The 20,265-nt window shown below is 72.2% G+C and carries 20 protein-coding genes; 9 read left to right on the forward strand and 11 right to left on the reverse strand.

The window, feature by feature from the left end:
• The first annotated feature begins 340 nt into the window (after positions 1 to 340).
• Positions 341 to 2,104 (forward strand): acetyl/propionyl/methylcrotonyl-CoA carboxylase subunit alpha, encoded by a 1,764-nt coding sequence (locus SLAV_RS14785; protein WP_030231151.1) that lies wholly within the window; start codon positions 341 to 343, stop codon positions 2,102 to 2,104.
• 183 nt (positions 2,105 to 2,287) lie between these two features.
• On the opposite strand, the gene SLAV_RS14790 is transcribed toward SLAV_RS14785, so the two are convergent.
• A complete protein-coding gene (locus SLAV_RS14790; RefSeq protein WP_030231149.1) occupies positions 2,288 to 3,226 on the reverse strand; it encodes a DeoR/GlpR family DNA-binding transcription regulator in 939 nt (312 codons plus the stop codon).
• Between the two features lie 223 nt (positions 3,227 to 3,449).
• On the reverse strand, positions 3,450 to 4,889 hold the full coding sequence (locus tag SLAV_RS14795) for an NAD(P)H-quinone dehydrogenase (protein WP_030231147.1): 1,440 nt from the start codon (positions 4,887 to 4,889) through the stop codon (positions 3,450 to 3,452).
• Positions 4,890 to 5,073: 184 nt separating this feature from the next.
• Here SLAV_RS14795 and SLAV_RS14800 point away from each other — a divergent pair, with 184 nt between their 5' ends.
• The 3 genes from SLAV_RS14800 to SLAV_RS14810 all read left to right on the forward strand — a co-directional run bounded on the left by SLAV_RS14800 (position 5,074) and on the right by SLAV_RS14810 (position 8,144).
• On the forward strand, positions 5,074 to 5,511 hold the full coding sequence (locus tag SLAV_RS14800; protein ID WP_030231145.1) for a gamma-glutamylcyclotransferase family protein: 438 nt from the start codon (positions 5,074 to 5,076) through the stop codon (positions 5,509 to 5,511).
• A gap of 151 nt (positions 5,512 to 5,662) precedes the next feature.
• Complete coding sequence (locus tag SLAV_RS14805; protein ID WP_030231143.1) at positions 5,663 to 6,469, forward strand: purine-nucleoside phosphorylase; 807 nt, start codon at positions 5,663 to 5,665, stop codon at positions 6,467 to 6,469.
• Between the two features lie 28 nt (positions 6,470 to 6,497).
• On the forward strand, positions 6,498 to 8,144 hold the full coding sequence (locus SLAV_RS14810; protein ID WP_030231141.1) for a phospho-sugar mutase: 1,647 nt from the start codon (positions 6,498 to 6,500) through the stop codon (positions 8,142 to 8,144).
• Positions 8,145 to 8,814: 670 nt separating this feature from the next.
• Here SLAV_RS14810 and SLAV_RS14815 read toward each other — a convergent pair.
• From SLAV_RS14815 to afsQ1, 3 genes are read right to left on the reverse strand one after another with little or no spacing between them, the layout of a single operon-like run.
• A complete protein-coding gene (locus SLAV_RS14815; RefSeq protein WP_037687466.1) occupies positions 8,815 to 9,450 on the reverse strand; it encodes a hypothetical protein in 636 nt (211 codons plus the stop codon).
• Positions 9,434 to 10,921, reverse strand: coding sequence for a sensor histidine kinase (locus SLAV_RS14820; RefSeq protein WP_030231137.1), 1,488 nt, complete (start codon positions 10,919 to 10,921; stop codon positions 9,434 to 9,436). The genes SLAV_RS14815 and SLAV_RS14820 overlap by 17 nt, the downstream gene beginning before the upstream one ends.
• Positions 10,918 to 11,595: a two-component system response regulator AfsQ1 gene (afsQ1, locus tag SLAV_RS14825; RefSeq protein ID WP_180291024.1), complete on the reverse strand. Its 678-nt coding sequence runs from the start codon at positions 11,593 to 11,595 to the stop codon at positions 10,918 to 10,920. The genes SLAV_RS14820 and afsQ1 overlap by 4 nt, the downstream gene beginning before the upstream one ends.
• 173 nt (positions 11,596 to 11,768) lie before the next feature.
• On the opposite strand from afsQ1, the gene SLAV_RS14830 reads away from it, so the two are divergent.
• Positions 11,769 to 12,464 (forward strand): SigE family RNA polymerase sigma factor, encoded by a 696-nt coding sequence (locus tag SLAV_RS14830; protein ID WP_030231135.1) that lies wholly within the window; start codon positions 11,769 to 11,771, stop codon positions 12,462 to 12,464.
• Between the two features lie 126 nt (positions 12,465 to 12,590).
• Here SLAV_RS14830 and SLAV_RS14835 read toward each other — a convergent pair whose 3' ends face one another.
• Entirely contained in the window at positions 12,591 to 13,226 is a 636-nt protein-coding gene (locus tag SLAV_RS14835) for a uridine kinase family protein (protein ID WP_030231134.1), read from the reverse strand.
• A 147-nt stretch (positions 13,227 to 13,373) separates the two neighbouring features.
• Here SLAV_RS14835 and SLAV_RS14840 point away from each other — a divergent pair, with 147 nt between their 5' ends.
• Entirely contained in the window at positions 13,374 to 13,724 is a 351-nt protein-coding gene (locus tag SLAV_RS14840; RefSeq protein ID WP_030231132.1) for a hypothetical protein, read from the forward strand.
• Positions 13,725 to 13,872: 148 nt separating this feature from the next.
• On the opposite strand, the gene SLAV_RS14845 is transcribed toward SLAV_RS14840, so the two are convergent.
• The 3 genes from SLAV_RS14845 to deoC are packed head-to-tail and all read right to left on the reverse strand — an operon-like array spanning position 13,873 to position 17,163.
• Positions 13,873 to 14,766 carry an aldehyde dehydrogenase family protein gene (locus SLAV_RS14845; protein WP_030231129.1) on the reverse strand — a complete coding sequence of 298 codons (894 nt, stop codon included), beginning with the start codon at positions 14,764 to 14,766 and terminating at the stop codon, positions 13,873 to 13,875.
• Entirely contained in the window at positions 14,759 to 16,195 is a 1,437-nt protein-coding gene (locus SLAV_RS14850) for an aldehyde dehydrogenase family protein (RefSeq protein ID WP_030231127.1), read from the reverse strand. The genes SLAV_RS14845 and SLAV_RS14850 overlap by 8 nt, the downstream gene beginning before the upstream one ends.
• 5 nt (positions 16,196 to 16,200) lie before the next feature.
• Positions 16,201 to 17,163, reverse strand: a complete 963-nt coding sequence (deoC, locus tag SLAV_RS14855) for a deoxyribose-phosphate aldolase (protein ID WP_030231114.1) — start codon at positions 17,161 to 17,163, stop codon at positions 16,201 to 16,203.
• A 114-nt stretch (positions 17,164 to 17,277) separates the two neighbouring features.
• Between deoC and SLAV_RS14860 the strand changes: the two genes are divergently transcribed.
• From SLAV_RS14860 to SLAV_RS14870, 3 genes are all read left to right on the forward strand, one after another.
• Positions 17,278 to 17,913, forward strand: coding sequence for a PH domain-containing protein (locus SLAV_RS14860; protein ID WP_030231112.1), 636 nt, complete (start codon positions 17,278 to 17,280; stop codon positions 17,911 to 17,913).
• Between the two features lie 101 nt (positions 17,914 to 18,014).
• The gene (locus SLAV_RS14865) at positions 18,015 to 18,590 is read left to right on the forward strand and encodes a VanZ family protein (protein WP_030231110.1); all 576 of its coding nucleotides are present in this window, start codon (positions 18,015 to 18,017) and stop codon (positions 18,588 to 18,590) included.
• Between the two features lie 68 nt (positions 18,591 to 18,658).
• Complete coding sequence (locus tag SLAV_RS14870; protein ID WP_030231107.1) at positions 18,659 to 18,877, forward strand: PspC domain-containing protein; 219 nt, start codon at positions 18,659 to 18,661, stop codon at positions 18,875 to 18,877.
• Positions 18,878 to 18,985: 108 nt separating this feature from the next.
• On the opposite strand, the gene SLAV_RS14875 is transcribed toward SLAV_RS14870, so the two are convergent.
• Both SLAV_RS14875 and SLAV_RS14880 read right to left on the reverse strand, forming a co-directional pair.
• Positions 18,986 to 19,732, reverse strand: a complete 747-nt coding sequence (locus tag SLAV_RS14875; RefSeq protein ID WP_234333638.1) for a hypothetical protein — start codon at positions 19,730 to 19,732, stop codon at positions 18,986 to 18,988.
• Between the two features lie 132 nt (positions 19,733 to 19,864).
• On the reverse strand, positions 19,865 to 20,134 hold the full coding sequence (locus SLAV_RS14880) for a hypothetical protein (RefSeq protein ID WP_030231103.1): 270 nt from the start codon (positions 20,132 to 20,134) through the stop codon (positions 19,865 to 19,867).
• Between the last annotated feature and the right edge of the window lie 131 nt (positions 20,135 to 20,265).

Raw genomic sequence — 20,265 nt, forward strand, 5'->3', positions numbered from 1 at the left:
CGCACTGGAGGCTACTAACGAGTAAACCTGCGGACAAGAGGTCGGGGCGGCTTCGTTACGGGAGCCCTCCGTGACGGCTCTCACTCAAAGAATGCATAGGCCGTTCGTAGGGACTCGACAAAGAATCAGCGGGGGCCGCTGACCCGCCGAACAGAGACCTGCACTGTGCAACGGGGTTACTGTGCAGTCGGGGATCTCCCTGACCTGGGGCGACACAAGGGCTTTCGCGCCAGAGGGACGCTCGCATCACGCTCTGTGTGGGCAAGCTCACCACCGGGGAAGGGTCGAAAGGCCGTGTCGGCTGTCCCTAAACTCAGCTTGTTTCAAGGAGGGAGCCATCGTGCGCAAGGTGCTCATCGCCAACCGTGGCGAAATCGCTGTCCGCGTTGCTCGGGCCTGCCGGGATGCCGGGATCGCGAGCGTAGCCGTCTACGCCGATCCGGACCGGGACGCCCTGCACGTCCGCGCGGCAGACGAAGCTTTCGCGTTGGGCGGTGACACCCCGGCCACCAGCTACCTCGACATCGCGAAGGTCCTGCAGGCCGCCGCCGACTCCGGAGCGGACGCCATCCACCCCGGATACGGCTTCCTGTCCGAGAACGCGGACTTCGCCCAGGCCGTCATCGACGCGGGCCTGACCTGGATCGGCCCGCCGCCGCAGGCCATCCGCGACCTCGGTGACAAGGTCGCCGCCCGCCACATCGCCCAGCGCGCCGGCGCCCCGCTGGTCGCCGGCACCCCCGACCCGGTGTCCGGGTCGGACGAGGTCGTCGCCTTCGCCCAGGAGCACGGCCTGCCCATCGCGATCAAGGCCGCCTTCGGCGGCGGCGGTCGCGGTCTGAAGGTCGCCCGCACCCTCGAAGAGGTGCCGGAGCTCTACGACTCCGCCGTCCGCGAGGCCGTCGCCGCCTTCGGCCGCGGCGAGTGCTTCGTCGAGCGCTACCTCGACAAGCCGCGCCACGTGGAGACCCAGTGCCTGGCCGACAGCCACGGCAACGTGGTCGTCGTCTCCACCCGCGACTGCTCCCTGCAGCGGCGTCACCAGAAGCTCGTCGAGGAGGCCCCCGCGCCGTTCCTGAGCGAGGCCCAGAACGCCGAGCTGTACGCCGCGTCGAAGGCCATCCTCAAGGAAGCCGGCTACGTCGGCGCCGGCACGGTCGAGTTCCTCGTCTCCGCCGACGGCCTGATCTCCTTCCTGGAGGTCAACACCCGCCTCCAGGTGGAGCACCCGGTCACCGAAGAGGTCTCCGGCATCGACCTGGTCCGCGAGATGTTCCGCATCGCCGACGGCGAGGAACTCGGCTACGGCGACCCCGTGCTGCGCGGCCACTCCTTCGAGTTCCGCATCAACGGCGAGGACCCGGGCCGCGGCTTCCTGCCCGCGCCGGGCACCGTCACGAAGTTCGCCCCGCCGACCGGTCCCGGCGTCCGCCTGGACACCGGCGTCGAGTCCGGCTCGGTCATCGGCCCTGCCTGGGACTCCCTGCTGGCCAAGCTGATCGTCACCGGCGCCACCCGCGAGCAGGCCCTGCAGCGGGCCGCCCGCGCCCTGGCCGAGTTCGAGGTCGAGGGCATGGCCACCGCCATCCCCTTCCACCGCGCGGTCGTCACCGACCCCGCCTTCGCGCCCACCGACGGCAGCCCGTTCACGGTCTTCACCCGCTGGATCGAGACCGAGTTCGTCAACGAGATCCCGGCCTTCGTCGCCCCGGCGGCCGAGGACACCGAGGACGAGCCGGGCCGCGAGACCGTGGTCGTCGAGGTCGGCGGCAAGCGCCTTGAGGTCTCCCTCCCGTCCTCGCTGGGCATGACCCTGGCCCGCACCGCCGCCGCCGGCGGGGCGAAGCCCAAGCGCCGCGCCGCCAAGAAGTCCGGCCCGGCCGCCTCGGGCGACACCCTCGCCTCCCCGATGCAGGGCACCATCGTCAAGGTGGCCGTCGAGGAGGGCCAGCAGGTCAACGAGGGCGACCTCGTCGTCGTCCTGGAGGCCATGAAGATGGAGCAGCCCCTCAACGCCCACCGTTCGGGCACCATCGTGGGCCTGAGCGCCGAGGTCGGCGCCTCCCTCACCTCCGGCGCCACCATCTGCGAGATCAAGGACTGACGTCCGGGACCGCACCGCGGCAACGTGACGAGGCCCCGCCCGGCTGACCGGGCGGGGCCTCGTCGTGGTCCGGAGCTGCCGGAGGGTCCGTACGGTCCGGACGCTCCGGACCGTACGGGCGGTGTACGGCGGGCCACCCTGGCGGGAGCCGCCCGACGGACACCGTCCCGGAGCGGTCCGGGGTCAGCGGCGGCGCATGTCCGCGACGCGCGCCCGCTCGCCGGCCTGCTGCTCCAGCATCGAGGCCGGGGCGCTGCGCAGCTGGGCGGTGGGGCCGCCGCGCCGCTGGACCGGCAGGGGGGACTCCCGGCGGGGCCTGCGGCCCTGCATGCCGTCCCCGCCCGGGGCTCCGCCGTGGCCCCCGCCGGAGGCCGCCGAGGAGCCCGCCACGGTGATCTGCACGCCCTGGTCCGCCAGGGCCTGGAGTTCGGTGGCGGCCCGGTCGTCGTGGGGCGGGGGCTCGTCCGTCACCAGCCGCGTCATGATGTCCGTCGGCACGGTCTGGAACATGGTGTCGGTGCCGAGCTTCGTGTGGTCGGCGAGCACCACCACCTCGGCCGCGGCCTGCACCAGCGCCCGGTCCACGCTCGCGCTGAGCATGTTGGACGTGGACAGCCCCCGCTCGGCGGTCAGACCGCTCCCGGACAGGAAGGCCCGGGACACCCGCAGCCCCTGGAGGGACTGCTCGGCCCCGCTGCCGACGAGGGCGTAGTTGGACCCGCGCAGGGTGCCGCCGGTCATCACCACCTCGACCCGGTTGGCGTGCGCCAGCGCCTGGGCGACGAGCAGCGAGTTGGTGACGACGGTGAGACCGGGCACCCGGGCGAGCCGGCGGGCCAGCTCCTGGGTGGTCGTCCCCGCGCCGACGACCACGGCCTCGCCCTCTTCGACGAGGCCGGCCGCGATATCGGCGATGGCGGTCTTCTCCGCCGTGGCGAGGTGGGACTTTTGCGGAAAGCCGGACTCCCGCGTGAAACCGCCCGGCAGTACCGCACCGCCGTGCCGGCGGTCGAGGAGTCCTTCTGCCTCCAGTGCCCGCACGTCCCGCCGTACGGTCACTTCGGAGGTCTGGACGACGCGGGCGAGCTCCCGGAGCGATACCGCTCCGTTGGCCCGCACCATTTCGAGGATCAATTGGCGACGTTCTGCAGCGAACACGAAACTGACAGTAACCCCAGCGACCGACTGCTTTCAGCTCTTTGCGCCGGAATACCGAAGTTGTCCATACGGCGGGTCGACTGGTGGTATACGCGGTCCGACTGCCGGGCGCACCGCCGGGGCCGATCCGCCCCCCACCTCGGCAACCGCCCCAAACCCCTTGCGGGAAGGGGCGGTTGGCCGAAGCCTACGCCTCGCCGGCCGTCTTGCGGGTGTGCAACTGGCGTGCCACTTCCGCGATCGAACCGGACAGGGAGGGGTACACGGTGAACGCGTTTGCGATCTGCTCGACCGTCAGGTTGTTGTCGACGGCGATCGAGATCGGGTGGATGAGCTCGCTCGCGCGCGGCGAGACGACCACGCCGCCGACCACGATGCCGGTGCCCGGACGGCAGAACATCTTCACGAAGCCGTCCCGGATGCCCTGCATCTTCGCGCGCGGGTTGCGCAGCAGCGGCAGCTTCACCACACGGGCGTCGATCTTGCCCGCGTCCACGTCGGCCTGGGTGTAGCCGACGGTGGCGATCTCCGGGTCGGTGAAGACGTTGGAGGAGACCGTCTTCAGGTTCAGCGGGGTCACCGCGTCGCCGAGGAAGTGGTACATCGCGATGCGGCCCTGCATGGCGGCCACGGAGGCCAGCGCGAAGACCCCGGTCACGTCACCGGCCGCGTACACGCCCGGCGAGGAGGTCCGCGAGACCTTGTCGGTCCAGATGTGGCCCGAGTCCTTGAGCCGGACCCCGGACTCCTCCAGGTTCATGTTCTGGGTGTTCGGGATGGCGCCGACGGCCATCAGGCAGTGCGTGCCGGCGATGACCCGCCCGTCGGACAGGGTGACCTCGACCCGGTCGCCGACCCGCTTGACGGACTCGGCGCGCGAGCGGCCGACCACGTTCATGCCGCGGCGCCGGAAGACGTCCTCCAGCACGGCGGCCGCGTCGGGGTCCTCGCCCGGCAGCACGCGGTCGCGGGAGGACACCAGGGTCACCCGGGAGCCGAGGGCCTGGTACGCGCCGGCGAACTCGGCGCCGGTCACGCCCGAGCCGACCACGATGAGCTCCTCGGGGAGCTCCTCCAGGTCGTAGACCTGGGTCCAGTTCAGGATCCGCTCCCCGTCGGGCATCGCGTCGGGGATCTCGCGGGGGGTGCCGCCGGTGGCGATCAGCACCGCGTCGGCGGTCAGGATCGTCTCCGTGCCGTCGGCCGCGGTGACGATGACGTCCCGGGTCCCGTCGATGCCCTGCGGGCCGCCGAGCTTGCCGCGGCCGCGCAGCACGCGGGCGCCGGCCCGGGTCACGGACGCGGTGATGTCGTGGGACTGGGCGAGCGCGAGGCGCTTGACGCGCCGGTTCACCTTGCCGAGGTCCACGCCGACGACGCGCGCGGCCTGCTCCATGGGCGGGGTGTCGTCCGCGACGACGATGCCCAGTTCCTCGTACGACGAGTCGAAGGTCGTCATGACCTCGGCGGTCGCGATGAGAGTCTTCGAGGGCACGCAGTCGGTGAGTACCGACGCCCCGCCCAGACCGTCGCAGTCGACGACGGTCACCTCCGCGCCGAGCTGGGCCCCCACCAGGGCCGCCTCATACCCGCCGGGTCCGCCGCCGATGATCACGATCCGGGTCACGAAAAGTCCGCCTCACGTCTACCCGGCCGGCTGCCGCCCCGGCCGGCGGTCCGGGGGGTCTCCCCGGGGGATGCATTCCGTGCTCCATTGTCCCGCACTCATCAAGGTGCTTCGCCCCCGGTCCCGACCCCGCTGCGCCATCCGGGCAAGCGTGCCGGGCCGCCCCTCCCGTACCCTCGACCTCATGTCGCTCTACGCCGCGTACGCCGGCAACCTCGACCCGCGGCTGATGACGCGCCGCGCTCCGCATTCGCCGCTGCGCGGCACGGGCTGGATCAACGACTGGCGGCTGACCTTCGGCGGCGAGCAGATGGGGTGGGAGGGCGCCCTCGCCACGATCGTCGAAGCCCCCCGCCACCAGGTCTTCGTCGCCCTCTACGACATCGCCCCGCTGGACGAGGACTCCATGGACCGCTGGGAGGGCGTCGGGCTGGACATCTACCGGCGCATGCGGATCCGGGTCCACACCCTGGACGGCGAGGAGGCCGCCTGGGTGTACGTGCTCAACGGCTACGAGGGCGGTCTGCCCTCCGCGCGGTACCTCGGCGAGATCGCCGACGCGGCCGAATCGGCGGGCGCCCCGCACGACTACGTGATGGAACTCCGCAAGCGCCCCTGCTGACCTCCACGGCTCCCCGAGCGGCCCTCAAGGCCCCGCGGAGGCCGTACCGGGACCACGGCGGACGTTTCGGCGGAAACGACAAGGCAACGATCCGAACACCGTGAGCTGCGCCATCTACGCGCGTAGGCGATAAGCGGCTACGCTCGTCAGCGTGAATGCATCTGTTATCGACCCCTTCGCCGCCGCCGACGCCGCCGCCACTCGCCTGCGCGAGCTGACCGGCGTCGATTCCCACGATGTCGCCCTCGTCATGGGCTCCGGCTGGGCCCCCGCCGCCGAGGCGCTGGGCGCGCCCGAGGCCGAGTTCCCCGTTACCGAGCTGCCCGGCTTCCCGCCCCCGGCCGTCGAGGGCCACGGCGGCAAGATCCGCTCGTACAAGATCGGCGACAAGCGCGCGCTGCTCTTCCTCGGCCGGACCCACTACTACGAGGGCCGCGGCGTCGCCGCCGTCGCGCACGGTGTCCGCACCGCGGTCGCGGCCGGCTGCAAGACCGTCGTCCTGACCAACGGCTGCGGTGGTCTGCGCGAGGGCATGAAGCCCGGCCAGCCCGTCCTGATCAGCGACCACCTCAACCTGACGGCCACCTCGCCGATCGTCGGTGCGAACTTCGTCGACCTCACCGACCTGTACTCGCCGCGCCTGCGTGCGATGTGCAAGGAGATCGACGCGAGCCTGGAGGAGGGCGTCTACGTCCAGTTCCCCGGCCCGCACTACGAGACCCCGGCCGAGATCAACATGATCCGCGTGATGGGCGCCGACCTGGTCGGCATGTCCACCGTGCTGGAGGCCATCGCCGCCCGTGAGGCCGGCGCCGAGGTCCTGGGCATCTCCCTGGTCACCAACCTGGCGGCGGGCCTGTCCGGCGAGCCGCTGAACCACGAAGAGGTCCTCCAGGCCGGCCGCGACTCGGCCTCCCGCATGGGCACGCTGCTGACGCAGGTCCTCGCCCGCATCTGATCGACCCACGAGAGGTAAGGCGGAAGTAGTGCAGGAACAGGACGACCTGATCACCCGGGCGCAGGCCTGGCTGGCCGAGGACCCCGACCGGGAGACGGCGGACGAACTCGCCGCGCTCATCGCGTCCGGCGACACGGCGGAACTCGCGGACCGTTTCTCCGGCACGCTGCAGTTCGGCACCGCCGGTCTGCGCGGCGAGCTCGGCGCGGGCCCGATGCGGATGAACCGTGCCGTGGTCATCCGGGCCGCGGCGGGCCTGGCGGCGTACCTGAAGGCCCAGGGCCACGCCGGCGGGCTGGTCGTCGTCGGCTACGACGCGCGCTACAAGTCGGCGGACTTCGCCCGCGACACGGCGGCCGTCATGACGGGCGCCGGCCTGCGCGCGGCCGTCCTCCCCCGCCCCCTCCCCACGCCGGTCCTCGCGTACGCCATAAGGCACCTGGGCGCCGTCGCCGGCGTCGAGGTGACCGCGAGCCACAACCCGCCCCGGGACAACGGCTACAAGGTCTACCTCGGCGACGGCTCGCAGATCGTCTCCCCGGCGGACACGGAGATCGCGGCGGAGATCGCCAAGGTCACCACGCTGGACTCCGTCCCGCGCCCCGGCTCCGGCTGGCAGGACCTCGGCGACGAGGTCCTGGAGGCCTACCTGGCGCGTACGGACGCCGTGCTGACGCCCGGGTCCCCGCGCGGCGTGCGGACCGTCTACACGGCCATGCACGGCGTCGGCAAGGACGTGGTCCTGGCCGCCTTCGCCCGGCACGGCTTCCCGACGCCGGTGCTCGTCGCCGAGCAGGCGGAGCCGGACCCGGCCTTCCCGACGGTCGCCTTCCCCAACCCGGAGGAGCCGGGCGCGATGGACCTGTCCTTCGCGAAGGCCGCCGAGGTCAACCCGGACATCGTCATCGCCAACGACCCGGACGCCGACCGCTGCGCGGTGGCCGTCCCCACCGCCGACGGCTGGCGCATGCTCCGCGGCGACGAGGTCGGCGCCCTGCTGGCGGCCCACCTGGTCCACAAGGGCGCCCGGGGCGTCTTCGCCGAGTCGATCGTCTCCTCCAGCCTCCTGGGCCGGATCGCGGAGGCGGCCGGCGTCGGCTACGAGGAGACCCTGACGGGCTTCAAGTGGATCGCCCGCGTCGAGGGCCTGCGCTACGGCTACGAGGAGGCGCTCGGCTACTGCGTGGACCCCGAGGGCGTCCGCGACAAGGACGGCGTCACCGCGGCCCTGCTGGTGGCGGAGCTGGCCTCGGTCCTCAAGGAGCAGGGCCGCACCCTGACCGACCTGCTGGACGACCTGGCGATGGCCCACGGCCTGCACCACACCGACCAGCTGTCGGTCCGTGTCTCGGACCTCTCCGTCATCGCCGACGCGATGGCCGCCCTGCGCGCGGAACCCCCGACCACCCTGGCGGGCCTGCGCGTGGTCTCGGCGGAGGACCTGAACCGGGGCACGGACAAGCTCCCGCCCACGGACGGCCTGCGCTACTACCTGGACGGCGCCTACAAGGCCCGGGTGATCTGCCGCCCGTCCGGCACCGAGCCCAAGCTCAAGTGCTACCTGGAGGTAGTCGTCCCGGTCGCCGAGGCCTCCGACCTCACGACCGCCCGCGCAACCGGCCAGGAAATCCTGGACGCCATCAAAAAGGACCTCTCAGCAGCCATGGGCCTCTAGCCCCCGGCCCCCCGGACGGCCCCCCGAACCCACCCCGGTTCGGGGGGCCGTCGGCGTTCTTCCGGGCCGGCCCGGCCAGGTGCCCGTCCAGCACCGCGGCGAGCCGTTCGGTCGGCCCGCGCGCCGACGACGGTCTCCCGCGATCAGCCCCGGACGGCCGCCGGACGCCAAACCGGGCGAAGCGCGTAGCGATCCGGCGCGCCGGGTGCTCCCGCAGGGCGGTCCGGTCGTCCTTCCGCGCGGGAAGGCCGTCCCCGGCCCCGGATCCACGGCGCATCGGCCCGGTGCCGGGCGCGCCCGGCCGCAGGCGGCCCGTCGGTTCGCTGATGCGGCCGCTCCTGCTGCTCGACCCCCGTGACCGTCCTTCTGGGGGCTTCCCGGCGGTCTTTGGCATTCCGCGCCGTGCCGGCCTGTCAAGGGTGGCCGAAGGCCATCGCGAAGCGACGCGACCGCAGGGAGCGCCCTTGACGGGCCGGCACGGCGCGGAAGGACAGTGAGACTGGCGGGAAACCCCAGCCCCTCCCCGAGGCCGCCCGGCCGGGGTCCCGCTCCCCACCCACCGGCCCGCGCCCTCAGGGCTGCCTCCGCAGCCCCGCTCCCCTCAAGGCCTCGGCGACACCGACGGCGAAGCCGAAGGACGTACCAGTCGAGCCCCGCTCCCCTCAGCCCCTCAGCCCCCCGACGGCGAAGCCGAAGGCCGTACCAGTTCCCCCAGGGTCGGGACCGACTCCGGGCGGGAGCGGACGGCCTCCGTGCACTCCCACGCGCGCGGCGGGTCCGCGTCGGGGCCGCCCAGGACCACCGGACCCGGGCCCGCCGACACCGCGTCGCTCGCCGCCAGGGTGCACACCACCTGCGACAGCGCAACCGGCGGCAGGTCCTCCGGCTTGCGGCTGAGCCGCAGCGTCCCCGCCGGGTCGCCCTGCCGCGTCGGGGCGACCGACAGCCCGTCCGGGACCCCGGTGGTGAAGCCCGCGTCCCGTTCCTCACCCGACGGCTGCTTCTCCAGCGCCTCCAGCAGCGCCTGTGCGACCAGCGCCACGGGGTCGCGCCCGGACCGCTTCTCGGGCGCCGGTACGACCCGCTCCACGCCGACCAGCTGCGAACCGCACACCAGCTCCACCGTGGCCCGGAAGCCCTGCACCCCGCTCTCGCCGGCCGGCTGCGCCGGGGTGTCGCAGGACACCCGGGACGGCGCCGCGCCCACGTCCACCGGCACCGTGGTCGCCCGGATCCCGCAGCCGGACAGCACCAGCAGCCCCGCGAGCCCGCCCAGCAGCACCGGCCCCCTACGCGTCCACGTCATCCGGGATCACCTTCCCCACGTCCATCGGCAGCCGCAGCGTGAAGACGGCCCCGCCGTCCGCACCGTTCTCGGCCGTGATGTCACCGCCGTGGATGTGCGCGTTCTCCATCGCGATCGACAGCCCCAGCCCGCTGCCGTCCGACTTCGGCCGGGACGCGCTCGCCTTGTAGAAGCGGTCGAAGACGTGCGGGAGCACCTCCTCGGGGATGCCGGGACCGTTGTCCCTGACCGCGATCACCAGCTGCTCCCCCTCCACGGCCACCGACACCCGCACCGGCGAGCCGCCGTGCTTGAGGGCGTTGCCGATCAGGTTCGCCAGGATCACGTCGAGCCGGCGCGGGTCGAGCCGCGCCACGATCCCGCGTCCGGCGTCGAGTTCGACCGCGTCCAGCCAGGCGCGGGCGTCGATGCAGGCCGTCACCTGGTCGGCGACGTTCACGTCGTCCAGCACCAGCCGCGCCGTCCCCGCGTCGAAGCGGGTGACCTCCATCAGGTTCTCCACGAGGTCGTTGAGCCGCCGCGTCTCGCTGACGACCAGCCCCACCGCCGGCGCGATCATCGGATCGAGGTCCTCGACCTCCTCCTCCAGCACCTCGGCCACCGCGGTCAGCGCCGTCAGCGGCGTGCGCATCTCGTGCGACATGTCCGCCACGAACCGCCGGCTCGCCTCCTCGCGCGCGCTCATGTCGGCGACCTTCTTCTCCAGCGCCTCCGCCGTCTTGTTGAAGGTGTGCGCCAGATCGGCGAGTTCGTCGGTGCCCGACACCTCCAGCCGGTGGTCCAGCTCCCCCTCGCCGAGCCGACGCGCCGCGTCCCCGAGCCGCTGTACGGGCTTGAGCACGGTCCGCGCCGCCGCCTGGGCGAGCAGCGCCGAACCGAGCAGCGCCAGGCCCGTCGCGATAGTCAGCGACCAGCCCAGGGCGTTGAGGTCGGCCCGCTCCGTGGCGAGCGACTTGTACATGTAGCCCGTCGGCCCGCCGCCCACGATCCGGGTGCCGCCGACCAGGTACGGGTTCCCGTTCGGCTTCGTCCGCTGCCAGTACATGTGGTACTCGGCGTCGTTCGCGGCGGTCGTCTTCTGCCGGTCGTTCACGGCGTGCTGAAGCGACTTCGGTACGTCGTCCAGCCCGAAGGAGTCCGCCCCGGCCGCGCCGAAGACCTTGCGGCCGTCCTTGCGCTCGTGCACGAGCAGCACGCTGTAGCCGGGACTGCTGCCCGCCATCAGCTCGGCGGTGCGCTGCATCTCCTCCGAAGTGGGGTCGGCGGGCAGGGCCGCGGCCCGGTTCTGCATCTCCTGGCGGAAGTCGCCGAGGGCCGCGTCCTGGGTACGGGTGAGCACCGCCTCGCGGTTGAGCCAGTACGCGATCCCGGACGCGGAGACCGCGGCCGTCAGCGCGACCAGTGCGAACACCACCAGCAGCCGCAGCCGCAGGCTGGTCCAGCGCCGGCCCGCGAACAGGGCTCTGATCACTGCGGGGAGTCCAGCCGGTAGCCGACACCCCGGACGGTACGGATCAACGTGGGCGAGGACGGGACTTCCTCGACCTTGGCGCGCAGCCGCTGCACGCAGGCGTCGACGAGACGCGAGTCCCCCAGGTAGTCGTGCTCCCACACCAGGCGCAGCAACTGCTGGCGCGAGAGCGCCTGGCCGGGCCGGCGGCTGAGCTCCAGCAGCAGCCTGAGCTCGGTCGGGGTGAGCTGGAGGTCCTCGCCGTTCTTCGTCACCGTCATCGCGGCCCGGTCGATGACCAGGGACCCGAACACGGCGGAGTCGCTCGCCTCGCGCTCGCCGCGGCGCAGCACGGCCCGGATCCGGGCGTCGAGCACCCGGCCCTGGACGGGCTTGACCACGTAGTCGTCGGCACCCGACTCCAGGCCCACGACGACATCGATGTCGTCGCTGCGGGCCGTGAGCAGGATGATCGGCAGCTGGTCGGTGCGGCGGATCCGCCGGCACACCTCGAAGCCGTCGATCCCGGGCAGCATCACATCCAGCACGATCAGGTCCGGCCGCTGCTCGCGCAGCAGTTTCAGGCCGTCCTCGCCCGTCGCCGCGGTGGCCACACGGTGGCCCTGGCGTGACAGGGAAAGTTCGAGGGCCGTGCGGATGGCGTCGTCGTCCTCGATCAGCAACAGGAAAGGCACGGGCTCATTCTGTCCCATCGGCCGTCGGGACTTCGACCGTCGTGCGCGGCGGATCCGGCCGCGGGTGGCTGTGACAGGCCTGTGACAGTCGAAGGACACCCCGGTTATGTCGGGCGGGCAGGCTTCTGTCATCAAGCACGGACCGAAGCAGACTCCACGACGGGGGGCGCGAGATGAACACGCTGCACAGCACCACGACCAGCGCGGTTGTCACGCGGCTGCACGATGTGAACCGCCGGGCGGGTGTCCGTAACGTCACGGTCGCCCGTCCGCGGCCCGCACACGTCACAGCCATTGACGCGAACCAGTACCAGGCGGTTCCCGCACCGCGCACCCCGTGCTCCACCTCGGAGGCGGAGTTCACGGCGTACGTCCAGGAGCGGCGGGCCGCGCTCTACGCGACGGCCTTCCACCTCACCGGCGACCGCCACGAGGCCGAGGACCTGCTGCAGAGCGCGCTGTTCTCCACGTACCGCGCCTGGGACCGGATCAGCGACAAGGCGGCCGTCGGCGGCTACCTGCGGCGCACGATGACCAACCTGCACATCAGTGCCTGGCGTCGGCGCAAGCTGAACGAGTACCCGACCGAGGAGCTGCCGGAGACGGCCTCCGACACGGACGCGATGCGGGGCACGGAACTGCGCGCGGTGCTGTGGCAGGCGCTGGCCCGGATCCCGGAGCCGCAGCGCACGATGCTGGTGCTGCGCTACTACGAGGGCCGCACCGACCCGGAGATCGCGGAGATCCTGGGCATCAGCGTCGGCACCGTGAAGTCGAGCATCTGGCGGTCGCTGCGCCGGCTGCGCGACGACGAGGCGCTGAGCTTCGGGCGTGACGAGGCGGAGTCCTTCGGGGAGCTCGTCGCGTAACGCACAAAGACCAAGCGGTCAGGGGGTCCGTCCTGCGGGGGTGGGGCGGAGGCCGCGGGGGGAGAAGGGGCGGGATCGAGCGGATGGGGGTCCGCGCGATCCCGCCCTTTCATTTCTCCACGCGCTTCAGGCCGGGGTGTTCGCCGTACGGTGGCGGCCGGCCGCCGCGGCGGCGAGACGGCCGAGGGCCTCGTCACCGGCGCAGGCGTACGCACCGAGCGCGACGTGCCGCGCCACGATCCCGCGCTCGGCCCGCATCAGCCGCCAGCCCCTGCGCAGCAGGAACGGGACGGACTTGCGCCCTTCCCGCAGGTCCCGGGCGAGCCGCCGCCTGAAGGTCGTCGAGGGCCGCCCGCGCAGGCAGATCGCGTCCGCGAGCAGCCCGAGCTCCTGGCAGCGCGCGACGATGTCAGCGGCGAAGATCCCCTCGGCGATGAACAGCGGGGTCCGGTCGATGTCCAGGCGCTCGGTGCCGGTCCGCGAGGACGTGGCGATGGAGTACTCGGGGACCTCGGTACGGCCCGTCGCGCAGAGTTCCCCGATGGCGGCGACGGCGGCGTCCGCGTCCCAGGAGAGCGGGGAGTCCCAGTCGATGTCGGAGCTGCCCTCGACCAGCGGGAGGGTCGGGTCCGTCCCCTCCTTGTAGAAGTCGTCCAGGCGCAGTACGGGCAGGCCCGAGCGGGCCGCGAGCGAGGACTTGCCGGATCCCGAGGGACCGGTCAGCAGGACGACGCGCGTGGGAAGGGGAGATGAACAGCTCACGGGACACCAGTGTGCGGCATTACCCGGCGTATCAACACACCGCGGACAGCCGCTGCGACGACCCTCACACCGATCGGCGGTTGGAAACTGGCCGACCCGCTCGGCTACGCTGCGTGCGCACGCGACTACGACCACAGGCGGGAACCCATGGGACGTCACGCAGCCTCCGATCCTTCGCCGAAGCGGCTCCGCTCCGCCGGCCTGACCCTCTCGATGGCCGGCGCGGCCCTGGCGATGGCGGCGGGCGCCGCTCAGGCCGGGGAGCTCGATGTCCCGGCGGCGGTGGCGGGGGTGGCCAATCCGATCGGGGACCTGAAGGTGAACCCGCTGGCGCACACCGGCGTGGATCCCCTGGACAACGGCGTCGCCACGAAGGTGGCCGATTTCCCCTCGGTCGGCACGGGCATGGTCACCGGAATCCTGACCCAGGGCCCGTCGGTGAAGGAGATCCCGACGGCCGCCGTGTCCAACCTTCTGTCCCCGGTCCTGCCGAAGTGACGCCCGCGGCCCCCACGGCCGGCTGAGCCGAAGGGGCCGCGTCGGCGAAGGCGGGCGAGCGCCCGGAGGGATTCGCGAGGAACGAGCGAATCCTGAGGACGCACGCCCGCCTGGAGCCGACATCGGCGGCCCCGGAGGCGAAGCCGACCTAGTAGGAAGAGCCGCCCGCGCCCAGGGAGCCCGTCGGGTGCCAGACCGTCTTCGTTTCCAGGAAGGCGGTCAGGCGCGTGGTGCCGGGGTCGGCGGTCCAGTCGTCCACAGGCTGTGGACGCAGGACGCGCTTGAGGTTGTCCGCCGCCGCGATCTCCAGCTCCTTGGCGAGGGCCGCATCGGCGCCCGCCAGGTCGATCGCGTTGACGTCCTGGTGGGAGGCCAGGTGGGGGCCCATCTCGCCGGCCTTGCCGGAGAGGATGTTGACCACGCCGCCCGGCAGGTCGGAGGTGGCCAGCACCTCGCCCAGGGACAGGGCGGGGAGCGGGGACTTCTCCGAGGTGATCACGACCGCCGTGTTGCCCGTCGCGATCACCGGGGCGATCACCGAGATCAGGCCGAGGAACGAGGAGTCCTGCGGGGCGACGACCGTGACGACGCCCGTCGGCTCCGGGGTGGAGAGGTTGAAGAACGGGCCCGCGACCGGGTTGGCCCCGCCCACGATCTGGCCGATCTTGTCGGTCCAGCCCGCGTACCAGACCCAGCGGTCGATGGCCGCGTCGACGACCGCGCCGGCCTTCGACTTCGACAGGCCCTCGGCCTCGCCGACCTCGCGGACGAACTGGTCGCGGCGGCCCTCCAGCATCTCGGCGATGCGGTAGAGGATCTGGCCGCGGTTGTACGCGGTCGCGCCCGACCAGCCGCCGAAGGCCTTGCGGGCGGCGACGACCGCGTCACGGGCGTCCTTGCGGGAGGACAGCGGGGCGTTGGCCAGCCAGTTGCCCTTGGAGTCCGTCACTTCGTACACCCGGCCGCTCTCGGAGCGGGGGAACTTGCCCCCGACGTACAGCTTGTAGGTCTTGAAGACGTTCAGACGGGTCGACTCAGACATCGAGGTAGCCCTCCAGGCCGTGGCGGCCGCCCTCGCGGCCGAAGCCCGACTCCTTGTAGCCGCCGAAGGGCGAGGTCGGGTCGAACTTGTTGAACGTGTTGGCCCAGACGACACCCGCGCGGAGCTTGTTCGCGACCGCGAGGATGCGCGAGCCCTTCTCCGTCCAGATGCCGGCGGACAGGCCGTACTGGCTGTTGTTGGCCTTGGCGACGGCCTCGTCGGGGGTGCGGAAGGTCAGCACGGACAGCACCGGGCCGAAGATCTCGTCGCGGGCGACGGTGTGCGCCTGGGTGACGTTCGTGAAGAGCGTCGGGGCGAACCAGTAGCCGGCGGACGGGAGCTCGCACGCCGGGGACCAGCGCTCGGCGCCCTCGGCCTCGCCGGTCTCCGCGAGCGCGGTGATCCGGGCGAGCTGCTCGGCGGAGTTGATCGCGCCGATGTCGGTGTTCTTGTCGAGCGGGTCGCCCAGGCGCAGCGTGGACAGGCGGCGCTTGAGGGAGTCCAGCAGCTCGTCGTGGATCGACTCCTGGACCAGCAGGCGGGAGCCCGCGCAGCAGACCTGGCCCTGGTTGAAGAAGATGCCGTTGACGATGCCCTCGACGGCCTGGTCGATGGGGGCGTCGTCGAAGACGATGTTGGCGCCCTTGCCGCCCAGTTCCAGGGTGACCTTCTTGTCGGTGCCGGCGATCTGGCGGGCGATGGCCTTGCCGACCGCGGTCGAGCCGGTGAAGGCGACCTTGTTGACGTCCGGGTGCTCGACGAGGGCCGCGCCCGCGTCGCCGTAGCCGGTGAGGATGTTGACGACGCCCTTGGGCAGGCCCGCCTGGCGGCAGATGTCCGCGAAGAACAGGGCCGAGAGGGGGGTGGTCTCGGCCGGCTTCAGCACGACCGTGTTGCCGGTGGCGAGCGCCGGGGCGATCTTCCACGCGAGCATCAGGAGCGGGAAGTTCCAGGGGATGACCTGGCCGGCCACGCCGAGGGGACGCGGGTTCGCGCCGTAGCCCGCGTGGTCGAGCTTGTCGGCCCAGCCCGCGTAGTAGAAGAAGTGCGCGGCGACGAGCGGGAGGTCCGCGTCGCGGGTCTCCTTGATCGGCTTGCCGTTGTCCAGGGTCTCCAGGACGGCCAGCTCGCGGCTGCGCTCCTGGATGATCCGGGCGATGCGGAAGAGGTACTTGGCGCGCTCGGAGCCCGGCAGTGCGGACCACTTCTCGAAGGCCTTGCGGGCGGCCTTCACGGCGCGGTCGACGTCGGCGGCGCCGGCCTGCGCGACCTCGGAGAGGACTTCCTCGGAGGACGGGGAGACGGTCTTGAAGACCTTGCCGTCGGCGGCGTCGGTGAACTCGCCGTCGATGAAGAGCCCGTAGGAGGGGGCGATGTCGACGACCGAGCGGGACTCGGGGGCCGGTGCGTACTCGAAGAGGGATGCCATGGTGATCAGTCCACCGTCACGTAGTCGGGACCGGAGTAACGCCCGGTGCTCAGCTTCTGGCGCTGCATGAGCAGGTCGTTCAGCAGGCTGGAGGCGCCGAAGCGGAACCACTCGTTGGTCAGCCAGTCGGCGCCCGCGGTCTCGTTGACCAGGACCAGGAACTTCAGCGCGTCCTTGGTGGTCCGGATGCCGCCGGCCGGCTTCACGCCGATCTGGATCCCGGTCTGCGCCTTGAAGTCGCGGACGGCTTCGAGCATCAGCAGCGTGTTGGCGGGGGTGGCGTTGACGCCGACCTTGCCGGTGGAGGTCTTGATGAAGTCGGCGCCCGCGATCATGCCGATCCAGGAGGCGCGGCGGATGTTGTCGTAGGTCGACAGCTCGCCGGTCTCGAAGATCACCTTGAGCCGGGCGGCGGTGCCGTCCTCGCGGACGCACGCCTCCTTGACGGCCTTGATCAGCTCGTACGTCTCCAGGTAGCGGCCGGCGAGGAAGGCGCCACGGTCGATGACCATGTCGATCTCGTCGGCGCCGGCGGCGACGGCGTCACGGGTGTCGGCGAGCTTGACGGGCAGCGCCGCGCGGCCGGCCGGGAAGGCGGTGGCGACGGAGGCGACCTTGACGTCGGCGCCGTTCAGCCCGGCCTTGGCGGTGGCCACCATGTCGGGGTAGACGCAGACCGCGGCGGTCATCGGCGTGCTGCGGTCGGTCGGGTCGGGGTTGACGGCCTTGGCGGCGAGCGCCCGCACCTTGCCCGGGGTGTCCGCACCCTCAAGCGTGGTCAGGTCGATCATCGAGATGGCCAGGTCGATGGCGTACGCCTTGGCCGTCGTCTTGATCGAGCGGGTGCCGAGCGAGGCCGCGCGGGCCTCCAGGCCGACTGCGTCTACGCCGGGCAGCCCGTGCAGGAAGCGGCGCAGCGCGCTGTCGGACGTCGTCACGTCAGCGAATGCGGTGAGGGTGGTGGGCATGGTCACCACATGAGCATATCTACGCGCGTAGCTGCCTGTCACCCCCCTCGCGCACATCTGCGCGTGACATCCGTCATCGGTGCGCCCGGTCGGCCGTACGGCACAATCGGCGGCATGACTACGCCCTCCCCCCACGAGCCGGTCTACGCCGACCGCGTCTACCGCTCCCCCATGGCCGTCGTCACCGGGGTGCTGCTGCTGGCCCTGATCGCGTGGCTGTGCGGGGACGCCGTGGTGCGCGGCGAGGGCAGTGCCCGCTGGGTCGGGCTCGCCATCGCACTGTTCGCCGTACCGCTGACGGTCGCCTTCACCCTGCGGCCGGCCGTCTTCGCCAACGACGACCGGATGCGGGTGCGCAACCCCTTCCGCGTCATCGTGCTGCCCTGGGCGGCCGTGGACGCCGTGCGCGCCGGGTACTCGGCGGAGGTGCTCGCCGAGGGGTCGAAGTACCAGCTCTGGTCGGTTCCGGTGTCGCTGCGCGAGCGCAAGAAGGCGAGCCGCAAGTTCAGCCGCCGTGACGCGCTGGGCGGCAAGGGGCTCGGGCAGGACGGCGACGCGGCCGCGGCGGCCGCGGCCGGACCCGAGCGGGCCGCCGCCGACCAGGTCGTGGACGAGCTGCGCGAGCTCGCCGAGCGCGGGGCCGGGCGGCCCGGCGCGCAGGGCTCCGTCAGCGTGAAGTGGGCCTACGAGATCATCGCTCCCGCCGTCGTCGGCGCGGTCGCGCTGATCGTCCTGCTCGCCACGGGCTGATACGGCGCGCGATCAACCGCGATCAGCCGCGATCAGCGAGTTGCGTCACTCTCGCGGGCAGGTCCGGAACCGGGGCCACCGGGGGGTGCGTCCTCGCTGGTGTGCACCGTCATGAGGGCAGCGGCAGCGCCGCCACCGCCACACAGTTCCCGGTCCGGCTCCGCCTCCTGAGCGGGGCCCTGCTGGCCGCTCATCTGGTCCTCGTCGGATGGCTGACCCTGCGCCCGCTGGACGTCCCCTGGGCGGCGGCGGCGAACCTGGACTTCCTGGAGGGCATCCGGGCGGACCTCGCCTACGGGCCGCTGGAGGCCGCGCAGCGGATCGGCGAGGGGGTGGCCCTGCTGGCCCCGCTGGGGGCGCTGCTGCCGCTGACCGGCGGCCGGCTCACCCACTCGTCGCTGGGCGCGTGGTCCTCGCTGGCCCGTACGACGGCCGCCGCGGTACTGATCTCCCTGAGCATCGAGATGCTCCAGAGCGCGGTCCCGGGCCGGGTCGTGGACGTGGACTCGCTGCTGCTGAACACCCTCGGGGTGGTCCTCGTCCACCTCGCCGTGCTGCCGGCCCTGAGGGCCCGGGTGCGGCGCTCGCTGCGGCCTCAGGGGTCCACCCCGAGAATTACCAGGGTCGGTCTGCCACCTTGGGCCGAGGTCCTGTCGGCGGTACCGCGGGAGTATTGAGACATCGCCCGGGACACGGGATTCCGGGCGGGTTCCGATACGAATTCCCGCTACGAAGGAGACAGACCATGAGCGCGATGACCCGCCCCCGTGACGGTCGGATGATCGGTGGCGTCTGCGCCGGCCTCGCGCGCCGCTTCGGGATCAAGACGCGGACGATGCGCATCATTTTCGTGCTCTCGTGCCTGCTGCCCGGCCCGCAGTTTCTGATCTACCTGGCGCTGTGGCTGCTGATGCCGAACGAGAGGGCCGCTTCCGCCTCCGGTTCGGCGCGGACCGCCTGGTAGTGCGGTCCGCGGCGGCCGGGCCGCCGGGGCCGGGGCACCGCGCGTCGGGGCCGGGGCGCCGCGCCCCCCGTGGGCCCGAGCGGCATGGGACCGGCATGCGAGCGGAGCTCAGCCCGCCTTGCGCACCTTCTCCAGCTGCTTGTCGGACACTTCCTGCGGGACCAGCACCTTCTTGTCGGCGGAGGCCACGTTGAGGGCCATCAGACGCACGACCCGGTCCCCCTCGCGGACGACGACCAGATGGACCTGCGCCGAGACGCCCGCGGCGGCGGCCGTCGTGGTCCAGCTGACGCTCTCGTCGCCGTCGGCCTTGTAGGGGGTCGCCTTCACGTCCCGGTAGCTGCCGGTCTGCTTCTGGACGGTGGCGGTGAAGCCCGCGCCGCAGGCCGCGACGGCCTCGCGCAGGCGGGACAGGACCCGCTTGGCGTCGCTCTCGTCGTAGGAGCTGACCGAGGCGGAGACCGCGAGCCCGGCCTCCTTCTGCGAGCCGATGCCGCGGTTGACGGTCTCGTGCGCCGCCGGGTCCGGCTTGTCGCCCATGACGTCGGCGAGCGGCTGGCAGGCCTTCTTGTCCGCCTGCGGCTGGCCGTCGGGGGCGTTCGGGTTCTTGCCCTGCGCGGAGATCTGGTAGCCGGGCAGGTCTCCCTGCCGGAAGGCGGACGCCTCCAGGGTGGCGTCCTTCGCCTTGGGCGCGGCGGAGACGGCCGGGGCGCCGGAGGCGCCCGGGGCGGGAGCCGCCGCGGAGCCCTTCGGGTCCGGGGACCTGCCCGCGGCAGGGGCCGGGGATCCGCTGCACCCCACCGCCGCGAAGAGCAGGCAGGGAACCAGCGCGACCATCGTCGCTCGTGCCTTCATGCGCATGACCTAGACCTCATACCCCGTGCGTCGGCGGGCAGTTGGTGGCGATCGTGGCACACCGCGCGGCGGAGTACACACCCGTTCGAAGGGGTGTGCGTCCGCCGCACGCGCGTGCGCTTCGCGGCAGTGTCAGCCGCCGAGGCCGTTCAGGGCGCCGGTGGCCGGGGCGAGGCCGCCGAGCAGGCCGGTGACCGGCGCGGTCGGGTCGGAGGACTGCTGACCGTCGTGGCCCTGCTCGGTCTGGTTCGTGAGCGAGCTGGTGGCCCCCGTGACGGTGCCGAGGGCGTCCGTCAGGTTGGCGGCCGGGAGTCCGGCGGCGGAGGCGGTACCGGCAGCGCCCGCGGCGAGGGCGGCTCCGACGACAGCGAGACCGAGGGACTTGGCAGCTGACAGCTTCATGAATTGTCCTTGCGACGGGGAATTGAGCGGCTCCGCAAACTAGTCACTTCAAACCCCCGGCCGCAAACATCAGTCAATATGAGAAAGCGCCCGGGAGTTGGTGCTCCCGGGCGCTTTCCGTGGGTTATCCC

The organism is Streptomyces lavendulae subsp. lavendulae (assembly GCF_002803845.1).
Lineage (GTDB): Bacteria > Actinomycetota > Actinomycetes > Streptomycetales > Streptomycetaceae > Streptomyces > Streptomyces lavendulae.